Here is a 15350-nt window from a genome sequence, read left to right on the forward strand (position 1 = left end):
AGACTGTTGCGCATGTGCCATGCTGCTGCAGTATTCAGGATGCGCGCTAAACGTGAGACGCAGCATAGGGCGGCCCTCGCGGTCCGGCAATGCGTGGTGGCGCCGTTTTGCGCGATTATCGCCCAAGTGCGTGCGATTATCGAACGCTTTGCGGGTTTGCACCGAGATGGCGCGTGGACCGACCGCGCACGGCGGTCTTCGTCAAAATGAACGAAATGGTTAAAATCGGCCTGCCTCATATGCCAGATTCGCGGCCTCGAAGTCGCGACGGGGCGGCGAGGTGTCCGTTTCAGCGCTTGCGTCAGGAGCCCACTGCATGTCCAGCCCCTCTAATCCTCCGCCGCAGGCGGACAATCCGCTCGGCATGGCGGGACTCGAGTTCGTCGAGTTCGCCGCGCCCGAACCCGCCGATCTCGGCCGCCGTTTCGAGCAGTTCGGCTTCAAGGCGATCGCACGCCACGTGAGCAAGGCGGTCACGCTCTACCGCCAGGGCGAGATGAATTTCCTGCTGAACGCCGAGCCCGACTCGTTCGCCGCGCGTTACGCGCAGGAGTACGGCATGGGCATCTGCGCGATCGGCGTGCGCGTCGACAATGCCAGGCGCGCCTTCGAGCACGCCATCTCGCTCGGCGCGTGGGCGTTCGAAGGCGAGCGTCTCGGTCCCGCGGAACTGCACATTCCCGCGATCCAGGGTATCGGCGACTCGCACCTCTATTTCATCGACCGCTGGCGCGGCCGCGGCGGCCAGCGCGGCGGCGTGGGCGACATTTCGATCTTCGACATCGACTTCCGGCCCATCGACGTCGCCACGGCGCATACCGATCTCGATCACGGCGGCACCGGCCTCACGCGCGTCGACCATCTCACGCAAACGGTGGGGGCGGGGCGCATTGCCGAATGGCTCGACTTCTATCGCGACCTGCTGCATTTCCGCGAGATCCACGAAATCAACGCGAACTGGCACGTGTCCGAGGAGTCCCGCGTGATGGTGTCGCCCGATGGCGAACTGCGCATTCCTGTTTATGAGGAAGGCACGCGGCGCACGCAGCTATTGCACGACTATCTGCCCGAGCATCCCGGCGAAGGCGTGCAGCACATCGCGCTGGCGAGCAACGACATCCTCGCGAGCGTCGATGCGCTCAAGGCCAATGGCGTGGAGTTCGTCGAACCGCCGCCCGCTTACTACGACACCGTGGATGCGCGTTTGCCAGGCCACGGCGTGGAACTGGAAGCGCTGCGCAAGCGCCATGTGCTGATCGATGGCGAGATTGGCGAAGACGGCGTGCCGCGGCTCTTTTTCCAGACCTTTGCCAAACGCCATCCCGGCGAAATCTTTTTCGAAGTCGTGCAGCGCAGCGGCCACCACGGTTTCGGCGAGGGCAATCTCGACGTGCTCGCGCGGGCGCGCGAGGCGGGTGCGAAGCTGGACCAGGCGCCCGGCTAAGTCCCACCGTGCACGACGTCAGCGTTCCACGCGTGACTTCGCGGCTGCGCCCGTTGTCCTGCGCGTGCGCGCGGTAGCGAGCGCGGCGGCGCGCGGCGAGACCATCGTGCGGCAGCGATGGCGAATTTCCTTGCTGAACTCGGTGCACGCCTGAGTCATCAGGTCGGTGGCACCCCGTGTCATGTCGAGACTTTGCCGACCAGATGAAAACGCGATGAGGGATGCCAAAGCTCGACGGCGGTCGCCACGGCACTGCCGACCCACGTACGCCGCCACATCAGCAGGCAGGGCTCGCCAATGTTCATCGCAAGATGGCGTCGTATATCCGCATCCGGTTTTTGCGCGTAGATCCGGAACTCCGCCCGTTGAACCGGCGCGAGCCGCATCATGTAGTGGTTCGGTGTTTCCCGTGTGAAGTCCTGTTCGAGATAACCCGGAAACACATGGGGGTTCACGTAGCGGTCCTCGTACAGAATCGCTTCGTCTTCCTCGTAGTGGACGATACGCGAATGGAACACGGGACCGCAGCCGAGCTCGAGCGCGGCCATCGCCTGATCGTTCGAGCTCGCGCCCAGCGTCAGCACCCGCGCGCTGTGCCGGTGACCGCGCGCGGCGATTTCGTCGGCGATGTTGCGAACCTCGAGGACAGTCGATTCGACGTCGCGCGAGGCGACGAACGTTCCCGCGCCCTGAACGCGTCTGAGCACATGCTCGGCCGACAGTTCGCGCAGCGCGCGCGATACGGTCATTCGCGCGACGCCGAATTCCTTGACGAGCTCTGTCTCCGACGGAATGGCCTCACCGGGCTTCCAGGTCCCGTCCGTGATTCGATCGACCACGTAGCGCTTGATCTGCTCATACGCTGGAGCGACCTTATGCGCTGTCGCGGACTGCGTCGAGTTGTCGATCAGCGAAGATGGCGCGTTCATACCTGACCTCGCTTCAGACGCCGACCGTGCCGGGAACCGCGCGGCTCGCCGGCGCCGCCGTACTGCGCGCGATTGGCGGCATGTCCAGCGCCGGTTCCCGCGAGACGGTCCCGGTGTCGTCACGTGCCGGGCCGGCAAGCGGCGGTGGGGCGCCGTCGGCAACGAGGCGAAACGCGAAAGTCATGTCGTCGGAAAGCGGGCGGTCGTCGCGATAGGTCGGCAGCGTGGCGCGCACGCCGGCGTAGATCGCGTCCGTATAGGGCGCGCGCGCCGCGTCGAGCGGCTGCAGATCGTAGGCTTGTGCCGCGGCGAGCAGTTCGATGCCGAGGATGCGGTTGCTGTTCTCGATGACCGCGAGCGCCTTCAGCGCGGCCGGCGTCGCATGGCACAAATGGTCTTCCTGCAGCCCCGATGTCACGCCGCCGTCGAGACTCGCGGGAGCGGCTTCACGGCGGTTCTGCGCGACGAGCGACGCTGCTGTGTACTGCGCAATCATGAAGCCCGAACGCGTGCCGCATGCGTGCGCGAGGAAGGCCGGCAGGCCGCTCACGAGCGGGTTGACCAGACGGTCGAGGCGGCGTTCGGCCATCGCCGCGACCTGCGCAATCGCGGTTGCGAGGCTGTCCATGGCGAGTGCGATCGAGGCGCCGACCGCATGCGCCTGCGAGTACACCCGGGGCGACTCCGGCGTGCCCGCAACGATCGGATTGTCCGTCACCGAGGCAAGCTCGCGGTTCACGACTTCGGCCGTTGCCGCGAACGTGTCTCGCGCGGCGCCGTGCACGTGCGGTATCGTGCGGACGCTGAGCGGGTCCTGGGTGCGCCGCCCGAGCGAAATTTCGAGCAGCGCGCTACCGGCGAGCGCCGCGCGCAGACGCTCTCCCACGTGGGCGAGGCCCGGCGACACACGAAATGCAAGTGAACGGGTGTCGAACGCCGCGATCTGCCCGCCCAGATTCTCGAAGCTCATTGCGGCGACGACGTCCGCCCAGTCGAGCAAGCGCTCCGCGCGGTGAAGCGCGAGCGCAGCGAGCCCGGTCACGCACGGCGTGCCGTTCACGAGGCTCAATCCCTCCTTCGCTTGGAGCGACAGGGGCTGCAAGCCGAGCCGCTGCAGGGCCTGAGCGCCGCTCACGCGCTCGCCGTTCCAGCGCACGTGTCCCGCGCCCACGCAAACGAGCGCGATGTGCGCCATATGGCTCAGATAGCCGACGGAACCGAACGCGGGCACCTCCGGCAGGCAATTCGCCTCCAGCAGTGTGGCGAGACGCTCGACGACTTCGAGGCGCACACCCGAGTGTCCATGCGCGAAGTTGTTGATGGCCGCAGCCATGATCGCGCGCGTCTCGTCTGCGCCTAGCGGCTCGCCCACGCCCACTGCGTGGCTCATGAGGATGTTGTGCGACAGGTCGTGCTGTTCGTCTTGCGAGACGATCACATCGCACAGCGCGCCGACGCCCGTGTTCACGCCATACGCACGGATGCTGCGCGCGACGATCTGTTCGACGAGCACACGGGCGCTGCGAATGTTCGCCTGCGCATCGGCGCCGAGGATCAGCGGCTCGCCTGCGGCGACGCTAGCGATCGCGCGCCAGTCGAGCGGATTCTGGGTACGGGTGATGGCCATGGGAGTGCGTGGTGCGGTTAGTGAGCGTTGCGATCCTGGTGGCTCGACACGAACTGGCGGAAGCGGTCCGACTTCAGTTCGCCGAATACCTCGTCCGGCGTGCCATCCGAATCCACCTGGCCCTGGTGCAGGAACATCACGCGATTCGAAACGTGGCGTGCGAAGCCCATCTCGTGCGTGACGACGAGCATCGTGCGGCCTTCGTCGGCGAGCGTGCGCATCACGCGCAGCACTTCGCCGACCAGCTCGGGGTCGAGCGCCGAGGTGGGCTCGTCGAACAGCATCACCTTCGGATGCATCGCGAGCGCGCGTGCAATCGCCACGCGCTGCTGCTGGCCGCCCGACAGGTGTGCGGGGTAGTGGCCGCGCTTGTCGGCAAGGCCGACCTTGGCGAGCAGCGCCTCGGCTTCTTCGACCGCCTCAGCGCGGCTGCGCTTGAGCACGCGCATGGGGCCTTCGATCAGGTTCTCCAGCACGGTCATGTGCGACCACAAGTTGAAGTTCTGAAACACCATGCCGAGTTGCGAGCGCACGCGGTCGACCTGACGGCGGTCGCCCGGTTGTAGCTTGCCGTCGCTGCGGCGCTTCATCTTGAGTTCCTCGCCTGCGAGCGCGACCGAGCCGTCGTCCGGCGTCTCCAGCAGATTCAGGCAGCGCAGGAACGTGCTCTTGCCCGAACCGCTCGCGCCGAGAATCGAAATGACGTCGCCCTCGTGCGCGTCGAGCGAAATGCCCTTGAGCACGTGATGGTCACCGAACGACTTGTGGATGTTGCGCACCGACAGCGCAATGGGTGCTGACGTATTCATCAATCTCTCCAGGTAGGGCGGCGGGTCACGACGCGGCGCGCGTGGCTTCGAGCGGCGCGGCGGGTTTGCGCGGGGCGGGCGGCGCCGCGCGCAGGTGGCGCGACAGCCGTTGCTCGACGAAGCCGATCACGCGCACGACCACGAAGTTCAGGAACAGGTAGATCAGCGCGGCGCACGTAAATACCTCGGTGGTGCGATAGGTCTGCTGAATGATCTGCTGCGCGACCCCCGTCACTTCCCAAACGGTGACAAGGCTAGCCAGCGCCGTCGACTTGACGAGCAGCACGGCTTCGGTCGAATACGCGGGCAGGCACTGACGCAGCGCGATCGGGCCGATCACGCGGCGCAGCAGGGCGAAGCCGGAAAGGCCGATCGAGTAGCCGGCTTCGATCTGCCCGACGGGCACCGCCATGAGGCCGCCGCGGATGATCTCGGCCGTGTATCCCGCCGTGCACAACGCGAGCGACAGGACCGCGCAGACATAGGGTTCGCGCAACACGGGCCACAGAAAGCTTTCGCGAATCACGCCGAACTGCCCGAGGCCGTAATAGACGAGGAACATCTGGATCAGCAACGGCGAGCCGCGAAACACGAGAATGTAGGCGCGCGCAAAACGGTTCGGCAGCCAGTGCGGCGAGACGCGCATCGTGACGATCACGAGCGAGAGCAAGCCGCCCAGCACGAGCGACGCGAAGAAAAGGCCGAGCGTGGTCGGCACGGCGCCGATGAGCTGGCGCATCGTGTCGAGCAGGAACGCGAAATCGATATGCATGAGTGTGCGCTCCCCGATCAGTTGCGCGCGAAGTTGCGCTTGAACGAGCGGCCGACGACCGCTTCGGCGCGACCGAAGACACGGTTCGACACACCCGTCATGGCGAGATAGAGCAGACCGCCGACGACGAAGAAGAGGAAGTACTGGTGCGTCGAGCCCGCTGCGATCTGGCTCGCCCGCAGCAACTCGGCGAGCCCGGTGACCGAAATCAGCGCGGAGTCCTTGAGGCTCAGTTGCCAGACGTTGCCGATGCCGGGCAACGCGTAGCGCAGCACCTGCGGGATCAAGATCCGGCGAAACAGCGTGAGCGTCGGCATGCCTATCGCGCGAGCGGCTTCGAGTTCGCCGCGTGCAACGGCGAGCACGGCTGCGCGATAGACCTCGGCCTGATAAGCGCCCGAAATCATGCCGACCGCGAACGCGCCGACGGCGAAGGGCGGCACGCCGACGAATCCGTCGGCGCCGAACCACTGACCGACGGTGGTGACCAGGGAAGAGCCGCCGAAGTAGAACAGATAGATGACGAGCAATTCGGGCACGCCGCGAAAGACGGTCGTGTAGAAGTCGCCGAAAACGCGCAGCACGCGCAAGCGCGAGAGTTTTGCCGCGGCAATGAGCGCACCGAACACGGCGCCGATTGCCAATGCGGCGAGCGTGAGCACGACGGTCATCAACGCGCCGAGGAGCAGAACGCTGCCCCAGCCGTCCGGACCGAGGCCGAGTGTGTTGAATAGCGATAACAGAGACATGGCAGGGATCCAGGCGGGTCGGGAAGCGAAGGCGCGCGTCAGGCGCGGCGCGCGCCGCCAGGGTGCGATGCTTACGGCGTCACGTCGGTCTTGAACCACTTCAGCGCGAGCTTCTTCACGGTGCCGTCGGCGAGTGCCGCCGTGATCGCGCTGTCGAACTTCGCCTTCAGGTCGGCGTCCTGTTTGCGGAACGCGAGACCTTCGCCCGGTCCCCAGATCGGACCGGCAATCATCGTGCCGGCGATTACCACGGGCGACTTGTCGGCGTTGGCGGTGTAGTAGGTCACGTCGTCGAACGTGGCGTCGATGCGGCCGTTCGTGAGATCGAGATCACGCTCGGGCGCGGTCTTGTACACGCGCACTGACGCGACGTCCTTGAAGTTGGCGTTGATGAAGCCGGTGTACACCGTGCCCGACTGGATGCCGATCGTCTTGCCCTTCAGCGCCTTGCGCATCGACTCGATGGCGGGCGCGTTGCTGCGCGAGTCGGCGTCGAGCTTCAGAGGCGTCGTGTTCGGGCCGCCCTTGGGCAGGATCTTCGGATCGGAGACGGCGAAGGTTGCCGGGGTGGCCGCATAGGGCTTCGAGAATGCAATGATTTTCTCGCGATCCGGCGTGATCGAGATCGCATCCATCAGGACATCGAACTTGCCTGCCTGCAGGCCCGGAATCATGCCGTCCCAGTCCTGGGCGACGAGCTTGCACTGGATTTGTGCACGCGCGCACAGGTTTTCGACGAGTTCGGGTTCGAAGCCGCCAAGCTTGCCGCCCGGCAAGGTCAGGTTCCAGGGCGCATAGCTGCCGTCGAGCGCGATCGTCACGCTTTTCCATTCCTTCGCGCCGGCACTGCCGCTTCCAAGCAGCGTGACGCCGAGTGCTGCGCCAATCAGCGCTTTTGCCAGCCGGGTGTACTTCGCCTGCATGACCATGCTCCTTTGTCGGTGGGTACCGTGGACCCGTGGGGACGTTCATTCGTTCGTGCGACTTGCATAGACAAGCATGGAGAGAAAAGAATTTGAGCGCAAGAGAATTTCATAAATCCCGACTCATGGAAAACCCTGTGAACGGGCGTGGACTTTCGATGAATTCGCGCTTGTGGCAAGTCGAGTCGTCGTTGCGACATGGGCTGTTGCGGTCATTGGAATACCTCCTTAATTGTCTAGTCATTTCAAAAGTGAGACCTGCCTGGGAGTTCGGCGGCTGCATGGTGCACAACCCCGGCTACGACTTCAACGACCAGGTGCTGCCGCTCGGCGCGGCGTGCTGGGTGCGGCTCGCGCAGCGGTTTCTCGTCGCGTGACGAGGCGCAAGTCGTTAGTCGTTCGAATCATCGGCGTGGGCGGCCAGCAGGTCGGGCGTCAGGCCCAGCCGCTCGCGTAGATCGGCCCAGCCGCGCGGCGTGATCTGCACCGCGCGCGACGCACGCGTACGCCGCATCCAGCCGCGTTCGCACAGCAGCGTGAGAAAGGCCACGCCGAGCGGCCCGGCCAGATGATGCTGGCGCTCGGTCCAGTCGAGGCATTGGCGCGCAATGCCGTGACGCCCCGGCTTGAGCGCGGCGACGTCGAGCCCGAGTTCGCCGAACCATGTCTGCCCCGCGGGCGTCACCGCGAAGCGTTTGTCCGCTTGCGCCGTGATGAGCCCCGCATCGGTGAGGCGCTCTGTGATCGCCACGCCGACCTGGCCCGCGAGATGGTCGTAGCAGCAGCGCGCGAAACGCAGGTCCCGCGCCTCGCGACCAAGCGGCTTGCGGCGCACCGGCGCGCGCGCGCCGACCGCCGCGAGGTTTTCGAGCAAGGTGGCGACCTGGGCGTCCGCGAGCCGGTAGTAGCGGTGGCGGCCTTCCTTTTCCACGGCCAGCAGCCCGCCGTCGAGCAGTTTCGCCAGATGGCTGCTCGCCGTTTGCGCGGTCACGCCGGCCGCGTAAGCCAGTTCGCCGGCGGGCAGCGCGCGGCCATCGGCGAGCGCCATCAGCATCGCGGCGCGCGCGGGGTCGGCGATCAGGAAGGCCGTGGCCGACACCCTCGGGTGCGTGTTCGTGCCATTCATGCGTTTCTCCAAAACATACGCATAGCGTAACGCGCGAGCAGGATCGCATGTTTCGATACGCATCGAAGCATCGCCACTGCCGCGCGTCCGATACTGGGCTCGTGACCGGCGCCCAACGCGCGCCGGCGTAGCGGGAGAGCCTATGCAAATGCACGAGACGCACCGGACTCAAGAGACGCACAGCCGGGAACAGCAACGCCGGGTGCTCTGGGCCACGAGCATCAGTTATGTCGTGGTGATCCTCGACACCTCGATCGTCAATGTCGCGCTCGAGCGCATCGGTGCGAGCCTTGCGGGCGGCGTGGCCGGCCTGCAATGGGTCGTGAACGCCTATACGCTCACGTTCGCGAGCCTGCTGCTTTCGGGCGGGACGCTCGGCGACCGGCTCGGCGCGCGCCACGTCTACATGGCCGGGCTCGCCGTCTTCACGGCGGCTTCGGCGTGGTGCGGCGCCGCGCCGAGCCTCGCGCTGCTCACGCTCGGACGCGTGCTGCAGGGCATGGGGGCGGCACTGCTCGTGCCTGCATCGATGGCGCTCATCAACGGCGCATGCACCAACGCGCGCGAGCGTGCCGCCGCCTTCGGGGTGTGGGCCGGGCTGGGCGGCGTCGCGATGGCGGCGGGTCCGTTGCTGGGCGGCGTGCTGATCGGGTTCGTCGGCTGGCGCAGCATCTTTCTGCTCAACGTGCCGGTGTGCCTCGCGGGCATCGTCATGGCCGTGCGCGTGGCGCCGCAGCCGCGTCCGGGCGCGCCGCGCCGGCTCGATCTCGCGGGCCAGGCGGCGGCCATCGCGGCACTGGCGCTGCTCAATGCCGCCATCATCGAGGCGCCTGCGCACGGCTGGCGTGCCCCGGTCGTTGCGGGCGGTCTCGTGCTGGCGTGCGGAGCGGCGATCGCCTTCGTCGTGCTCGAAAAGCACCGCGCGCAGCCGATGCTGCCGCTCGGCTTCTTCCACGAGAGCGTGTTCAGCGCGGCCGTGCTGCTCTCGATGATTTCGGCGTTCACGTTCTACGGTCTGCTATTCGGACTCAGTCTGTATCTTCAGCGGGAGCGCGGCTACGCGCCGTTGCGCGCGGGCCTCGCCTTCCTGCCGCTCACCGTGGTGGTGCCGCTCGGCAGTCTGCTGTCGCGGCGCGCCGTGGTGTGGCTCGGGCCGCGCGCGCTCGTCGCGCTCGCCTGCCTGTTCGCGGCGGCGGGGTATCTCGGCGCGGCGGCGTGCGGCACGACGGCGCGCTACGACTTGCTGGCCTTGCCGCTGCCGGCCATCGGCTTCGCCGCGAGCCTGATCACGCCCGCGGCTACGGCGGCGCTCATGGCGACGGTCGATCAGGGCCGCGCTGGCATCGCCGCTGGCGTACTCAACGCGGCCCGGCAGACCGGTGCGGCGCTCGGCGTGGCCGTGGCGGGCGCCATGATCGCGGGGCGCGCGTCGATCGGCGCGGGCATGCGCGTGAATCTGCTGATCGCCGCCGTGCTTTCGGCAGGCGCGGCGTGGGTGTGGTGGCGTGCGTGGTCGCACCAGGCGGCGCACGGCGCCCGGTCGCATGGCGCGAAGAAGGCGCGTGGCGGGTAGCCTTGCGCCTGACGCATCACCCGCGCGCCCTGGATCATCCGCTGCGGATTCTGGGATAAAGTGCCGTTGCATGCATCGCGCATTCGCGCGGACCGTGCGCCATAGGAGGAGTTTGTCATGGCCGAATACGGGCAACATCCCTCATCCGTGCTGGCGCTCAAGAGCGTCCACGACTTCGACACGACGATCGCGCGCCTGAAGACCGCGCTGGCCAAGGCGGGTGCGGATATCTTCGCCGACGTCGACCAGCGCGAAGCCGCCGAGACCGCCGGGCTCAGCCTGCGCCGCACGCGCCTCATCCTGTTCGGCAATCCGAAGGCGGGTACGCCCGTCATGGCGGCCAACCCGCACGCGGCGGTGGAGTTGCCGCTGCGCATGGTGATCTGGGAAGACAACGAGGGGCACACGCGGCTCGACTATCGCGACGTCTCGCAGACGCTCGGCCCGCTCTACGGCATCGACGCCGAAGTGCTCGTGCCGCTGCAGCGCGTGGTGGGGCTGCTGCAGACCGCCGTGCAATAAGCGGCAAACGAACTGCGCGCCTCACGCCAGTCCCTTGGGCCGGCGCCTGCGCCCCCATCTTCGGCAGGCGCTTAAAAAATTGACAGCCGCGGCGCGCTTCGCTTAACGTAGGTGCCTTGCGACTTCGCCCGGCAAGCGGGCGAACGCGTAGCCCGCCGCTGCCTCGATCCGCCGATGACCTCCCGCGCAGAAGACCCCGACGATCCGCCACGCGATCGCGCCGGGGCGTCCGACTCGACTCCCGCTTCCCCACTCACGGCATCGCCTGCGGCTGCCGCCACGCAGCGACTCCCCCGAAACCCGCACGATGCCGATGTCGAGCAACACTGGCGGCGCAATCTCGCGGTCTGCGTGGTGGGCTCGTTCACGACGCTCGTCGCCATGACGCTGATGCTGCCGTTCCTGCCGCTCTACGTGGAAGAACTGGGCGTGCACGGCCACGCGGCGATCGTGCAGTGGTCGGGCATCGCGTACAGCGCGACGTTCTTCACGGCCGCGCTCGTCGCTCCCCTGTGGGGACGCCTCGGCGACCGCTACGGCCGCAAGCCCATGCTGGTGCGCGCGAGCCTCGGCATGGCGGTCACGATGTCGCTCATCGGCATGTCGCGCAATATCTGGCAGCTCGTGGCGCTGCGTTTGCTCGCGGGTTTCGCCGGCGGCTATTCGTCGGGTTCGACCATCCTCGTCGCCACGCAAACGCCGCGTCACCGTTCGGCGTGGGCGCTCGGCGTGCTGTCGTCGGGCGTCATGGCCGGCAATCTGATCGGGCCGCTCGTGGGCGGCACGCTGCCGCCGCTCATCGGCCTGCGCGCCACGTTCTGGGTGGCCGGCGCAACGATCTTCGCGGCCTTCATCGCGACCTGCGTGTTCGTGAAGGAAGCGCCGCGCCCCGCGCGCGTAGCGCATGCGGCGCAGAAGGGCGGCTGGTCGGCGCTGCCCGACAAGCGCCCGATCGTCGCCATGCTCGTGACCGGCATGCTGCTGATGCTCGCCAACATGTCGATCGAACCCATCATCACCGTGTATGTGGCGACGCTGGTGCACGACCCTGCGCGCGTGACGTTCGTCGCGGGCCTCGCGATGTCGGCGGCGGCGCTCGGCAGCATCGTCGCGGCTTCGCGACTCGGGCGCGTGGCGGACCGTGTGGGGCACGCGAAAGTGATCGTCGCGGCCTTGGCGGCCTCGGCATTGCTGCTCGTGCCGCAGGCGTTCGTCACGGCGGGCTGGCAACTCGTCGTGCTGCGCTTTCTCATGGGCGTGTCGCTCGCGGCGCTGCTGCCGTGCATCGCGACCGTCATTCGCCACAACGCGCCGGACCATGCCGCGGGCAGCGTGCTCGGCTATTCGGTGTCGGCTCAATTCGCGGGGCAGGTGCTCGGGCCGCTGATCGGCGGCTTCGTCGGCGGGCATCTGGGCATGCGCGCCGTGTTCCTCGGCACGAGCCTGCTGATGCTGGCGGGCGCGCTGTTTACGTGGCGCGCGGTGGGTTTCGCCCGGCGCGCGTAACGCGGCGGCGATGCCGCGCGCAGGCATTCGAAGTGTGAGAGGCGAGGGCGGCGGATCTTGCGCGCCGCCGCCTCGGGTTCATCGGCGCTCGTTCAGCGGGCGCGCTTCAGTGACCAAAAAACACGTCGCAGTCGGGACGCGGCCAGCACATCTTGCCCGTGCGATGGCCCGAGGCGCTATGCGTATCGGGCGTGCCGCCATACGACATGTCGGTGCTGGCCTGTGCCGAAGCATCGGCGTCGTCGGTCATCGTCTGATGCGCGCGTTCCTGCGAAACGGGTTCGTCCTTCGCGCGCGCCGTGCCGGGCGCAGCGGCCGCCACGGCCGCCACGCATGTGGCGATCAATGCCAGGCGTAATGTCATATCAACCTCCTTTCTCGAGTTCGTGAGTGCGCCTTCGCGGCAATGACGACGTCACTGCGGGATAACGGCGGAATGAATCCGCGGCGAAGGTGCGCGCGAGCGAGAGGCAAAGCCTGAAGCCGCACACTCATCTGGAAAGTCGGGATGCCTGCGCGCAGCGCACGGCTGCCGAACGTCTTAGCTCACTGCTCACGAAAGAAGCGCGCCCACGCATTCGGGGGCGGCACAGCGCGGCGCGGCGCAAGAAGAAGGGGCGCGCGGGCGCAGAGAACATCCGCACTGTGCTTTCAGTTATAGCTCGCGCCGCACGGAGTGCAATCGGCTCAATCCCGGCCCCGCGCGCGGAGCGAATCCAGGGCCGAATCCAGAACCCCGCACACACCGCCCCTCCAGCGATTCTTTCGGTTCTGAAAATAACTGAAAGTATTCGGAAATTAAACGGTCGCCGTGTAGTCATCTTGCGATGCTGTAATGCGCTCGCTCTGATGTGAGAGGCGCATTGGCGCCCGTTCGCAGGATGGATGGGCGCCGCCTGTACGGCGCGGCGCCAGGGCGCACTGATGCGCGCCGCGTCTGAGGGACTCTACGCTGGGCACGCAGTTGAACTCCGCGGCGTTCGGCTTTTCCTTTTCGTGGTATTTCGCAAAGCTAGATCGAATCATGTCCGAGCTTTCCACTTCGCCGACACCGTCTTCACCCAAACCGCGCAGCGCGGCGAGCCCCACGCGGGTCGTCCTGCGCGCCGCCGCTGCCGTGATCGCGGTCGGCGCACTGGGTTTCTGCGCCTACGCCGTGGCGTTTCCGGCCAACGTGCCCGATGCCGTGGGCGAGGTCGTCGAGAACCTGACGGGCGCGAATCCGCACCCGGTGGTGCTGCAGCGCCCGCCAGTCGCACCGCTTTCGGCGATGGCGCAGCTCGGCAAGCAGCTCTTTTTCGATCCGGCGCTCTCGGGCTCCGGTCAGCAGTCCTGTGCTTCGTGCCATAGCCCCGACCGTTCGTACGGTCCTCCCAATGGGCACGACGTGCAGATGGGCGGCCTCGCGATGAACCAGCAGGGTTATCGCCCGCCGCCTTCGCTCATGTATCTGTACCGCCAACCGAACTTCAGCATCGGTCCGGACCAGGGTGAAGCCGATGACGCGCCGACGGTCGTCCAGCAGGCCAGCGCCGCCGCCGACGTCGTGAAGTCGCAGAAGGTGGCGGGCGGCGCATCGACCTCCGTGGAGATGGTGCCGCAAGGCGGCCTGTTCTGGGACGGCCGCGCCGACACGCTGCAGCAGCAGGCGTATGGCCCGCTGCTCAATCCTGTGGAAATGGCGGACACGAGCATCGAGCAGGTGGCGACGAAGCTCGAGAAGGCGCCGTATGCGAAGCACTTCACGGAACTGTTCGGCGACCGGATCTTCAGCGACCCGAAGCTGGCCGTGGCGGAGGCGATGTTCGCAATCTCGCGCTACCAGGTCGAAGATCAGTCGTTCCACCCGTATAACAGCAAATACGATCGCTGGCTCGAAGGCCACGCGCGCCTCTCGCAAGCGGAGCTGCGCGGCCTTCGTCTCTTCAACGACCCGAACAAGGCGAACTGCGCGGGCTGCCACCTCTCGAAGCCCGGCAAGGACGGCCTGCCGCCCATGTTCACGGACTACCAGTACGAGGCGCTGGGTGTGCCGCGCAACAACAAGCTCGCGCAGAACAAGGACCCGCACTTCTTCGATCTGGGCGTGTGCGGCCCGTTCCGCTCGGACTTCAAGGACCAGACGCAGTACTGCGGCATGTTCCTCACGCCGACGCTGCGCAATTCGGCCACGCGCACGGTGTTTTTCCATAACGGCGCGTACCACAACCTCGACGACGTGATGGCGTTCTACAATGATCGCAATACGGACCCGGGCAAGTTCTATCCGCACGGCCCCGACGGCAAGATCGACAAGTACGACGATATTCCGCCGCAGTTCCGGAAGAACGTGGACGTGACCGATGCGCCGTTCGACCGCAAGTTCGGCGACAAGCCCGCGATGACGCCAGGCGACATTCAGGACATCATCGCGTTCCTCAAGACGCTCAACGACGATCCGGTGCCATCGAAGCAATGAGCGGGGCGGGGCAACCCGTCCTCGCAAAGTAAAAGGAGCGTGTCCGGCATTCGCCAGGACACGCTCCTTTTTTTACCTATGCGCCACCAGCCCTTACTTGTCCCCATGGGCAAGATGAATCGTGACGATCACGGAGGCGTCGTCGAGCGCTTCCAGCGCATGCGTTTCGCCGCCGCCGAGCAAGAGCATGTCGCCGGCGTGCATGGTGCGCGGGTCGCCGTTCACGAAGAAGCGGATCACGCCTTCCACGCACTGCACCGTGATCTCGCCGGGCACGCTGTGCTCGGGCAGACGCTTGCCAGCGGGCAGCACGATGCGCATGACTTCGAGTTGCTGCGCGCGGATCAGGGTGGTCGACTTCGCATTCTTGAGCGCGCCGCCTAGCGGTCGCACGTCGAAGACCTCACCCGGCGCGGCATGGGGGATGGCCATGACAGCCTCTCAAACGAGCTTCGCGTTGAGCGTGATCTTCGCGTTGTTGGCGAAGAGCTTCGACACCGGGCAGTTCTCCTTGGCGCCCTTCGAAAGCTCGTCGAACTTCGCTTGATCGATGCCGGGAATCTTTGCCGTCATGTCGAGCTGGCAGCTCGTGATGGCGAAGCCTTCGCCCACCTTGTCGAGCGTAACGGTCGATTTCGTCTCGATGCTCTCGGCCGTGAAGCCCGCCTGGGTGAGAAAGAGCGAGAACGCCATGGTGAAGCAGCCCGCGTGCGCCGCGCCGATCAGCTCCTCGGGATTGGTGCCGGGACCGCCTTCGAAGCGCGAGGCGAAGCCGTAAGGCGCTTCCTTGAGCACGCCGGTTTGCGTCGAGATCGTGCCCTGTCCGTCCTTGATGCCGCCGTGCCATTTTGCCGATGCCGTCTTTTGCATGATGTCGCTCCGCGAGGTTGGGTGAAGGACGTGCAGGGCGCG

Annotated in this window: 16 protein-coding genes; 5 read left to right on the plus strand and 11 right to left on the minus strand. The window is 66.6% G+C overall.

Annotation, left to right across the window (positions count from 1 at the left end; all coding sequences use genetic code 11):
- Positions 1-316 precede the first annotated feature (316 nt).
- On the plus strand, positions 317-1444 hold the full coding sequence (locus AB4Y36_RS28850) for a 4-hydroxyphenylpyruvate dioxygenase family protein (RefSeq protein ID WP_368684796.1): 1128 nt from the start codon (positions 317-319) through the stop codon (positions 1442-1444).
- A gap of 18 nt (positions 1445-1462) precedes the next feature.
- Here the strand turns inward: AB4Y36_RS28850 and AB4Y36_RS28855 are convergent, their stop codons facing one another.
- The 8 genes from AB4Y36_RS28855 to AB4Y36_RS28890 all read right to left on the minus strand — a co-directional run bounded on the left by AB4Y36_RS28855 (position 1463) and on the right by AB4Y36_RS28890 (position 8379).
- Positions 1463-1627 carry a hypothetical protein gene (locus tag AB4Y36_RS28855; RefSeq protein WP_176732959.1) on the minus strand — a complete coding sequence of 55 codons (165 nt, stop codon included), beginning with the start codon at positions 1625-1627 and terminating at the stop codon, positions 1463-1465.
- Positions 1624-2373, minus strand: coding sequence for a histidine utilization repressor (gene hutC, locus AB4Y36_RS28860; protein ID WP_342946251.1), 750 nt, complete (start codon positions 2371-2373; stop codon positions 1624-1626). Before hutC ends, AB4Y36_RS28855 begins: the two co-directional genes overlap by 4 nt.
- A 13-nt stretch (positions 2374-2386) precedes the next feature.
- The gene (hutH, locus tag AB4Y36_RS28865) at positions 2387-4000 is read right to left on the minus strand and encodes a histidine ammonia-lyase (protein ID WP_368684797.1); all 1614 of its coding nucleotides are present in this window, start codon (positions 3998-4000) and stop codon (positions 2387-2389) included.
- A 17-nt stretch (positions 4001-4017) separates the two neighbouring features.
- Positions 4018-4809: an ABC transporter ATP-binding protein gene (locus AB4Y36_RS28870; protein WP_069267093.1), complete on the minus strand. Its 792-nt coding sequence runs from the start codon at positions 4807-4809 to the stop codon at positions 4018-4020.
- Between the two features lie 25 nt (positions 4810-4834).
- Positions 4835-5581: an ABC transporter permease subunit gene (locus tag AB4Y36_RS28875; protein ID WP_342946249.1), complete on the minus strand. Its 747-nt coding sequence runs from the start codon at positions 5579-5581 to the stop codon at positions 4835-4837.
- Positions 5582-5598: 17 nt separating this feature from the next.
- A complete protein-coding gene (locus AB4Y36_RS28880) occupies positions 5599-6330 on the minus strand; it encodes an ABC transporter permease (RefSeq protein ID WP_069267091.1) in 732 nt (243 codons plus the stop codon).
- A 71-nt stretch (positions 6331-6401) separates the two neighbouring features.
- Positions 6402-7253, minus strand: coding sequence for a transporter substrate-binding domain-containing protein (locus tag AB4Y36_RS28885; RefSeq protein ID WP_342946248.1), 852 nt, complete (start codon positions 7251-7253; stop codon positions 6402-6404).
- Between the two features lie 391 nt (positions 7254-7644).
- Positions 7645-8379 carry a helix-turn-helix transcriptional regulator gene (locus AB4Y36_RS28890; RefSeq protein ID WP_069267089.1) on the minus strand — a complete coding sequence of 245 codons (735 nt, stop codon included), beginning with the start codon at positions 8377-8379 and terminating at the stop codon, positions 7645-7647.
- 142 nt (positions 8380-8521) lie between these two features.
- On the opposite strand from AB4Y36_RS28890, the gene AB4Y36_RS28895 reads away from it, so the two are divergent.
- From AB4Y36_RS28895 to AB4Y36_RS28905, 3 genes are all read left to right on the plus strand, one after another.
- Positions 8522-9952, plus strand: coding sequence for an MFS transporter (locus tag AB4Y36_RS28895; protein ID WP_368684798.1), 1431 nt, complete (start codon positions 8522-8524; stop codon positions 9950-9952).
- Positions 9953-10069: 117 nt separating this feature from the next.
- Complete coding sequence (locus tag AB4Y36_RS28900) at positions 10070-10474, plus strand: DUF302 domain-containing protein (RefSeq protein ID WP_069267088.1); 405 nt, start codon at positions 10070-10072, stop codon at positions 10472-10474.
- A gap of 174 nt (positions 10475-10648) precedes the next feature.
- A complete protein-coding gene (locus AB4Y36_RS28905; RefSeq protein ID WP_083245463.1) occupies positions 10649-11980 on the plus strand; it encodes a multidrug efflux MFS transporter in 1332 nt (443 codons plus the stop codon).
- A gap of 106 nt (positions 11981-12086) precedes the next feature.
- Here AB4Y36_RS28905 and AB4Y36_RS28910 read toward each other — a convergent pair whose 3' ends face one another.
- Positions 12087-12344 (minus strand): hypothetical protein, encoded by a 258-nt coding sequence (locus tag AB4Y36_RS28910; protein WP_368603546.1) that lies wholly within the window; start codon positions 12342-12344, stop codon positions 12087-12089.
- Between the two features lie 660 nt (positions 12345-13004).
- Between AB4Y36_RS28910 and AB4Y36_RS28915 the strand changes: the two genes are divergently transcribed.
- A complete protein-coding gene (locus AB4Y36_RS28915) occupies positions 13005-14438 on the plus strand; it encodes a cytochrome-c peroxidase (RefSeq protein WP_368684799.1) in 1434 nt (477 codons plus the stop codon).
- A gap of 93 nt (positions 14439-14531) precedes the next feature.
- On the opposite strand, the gene AB4Y36_RS28920 is transcribed toward AB4Y36_RS28915, so the two are convergent.
- Together AB4Y36_RS28920 and AB4Y36_RS28925 are read right to left on the minus strand one after the other, a co-directional pair.
- Positions 14532-14870 carry a cupin domain-containing protein gene (locus AB4Y36_RS28920; RefSeq protein WP_069267084.1) on the minus strand — a complete coding sequence of 113 codons (339 nt, stop codon included), beginning with the start codon at positions 14868-14870 and terminating at the stop codon, positions 14532-14534.
- 9 nt (positions 14871-14879) lie between these two features.
- Positions 14880-15308, minus strand: a complete 429-nt coding sequence (locus AB4Y36_RS28925; protein ID WP_042260258.1) for an OsmC family protein — start codon at positions 15306-15308, stop codon at positions 14880-14882.
- Between the last annotated feature and the right edge of the window lie 42 nt (positions 15309-15350).

The organism is Paraburkholderia sp. BR10936, assembly GCF_040965735.1.
Lineage (GTDB): Bacteria > Pseudomonadota > Gammaproteobacteria > Burkholderiales > Burkholderiaceae > Paraburkholderia > Paraburkholderia nodosa_A.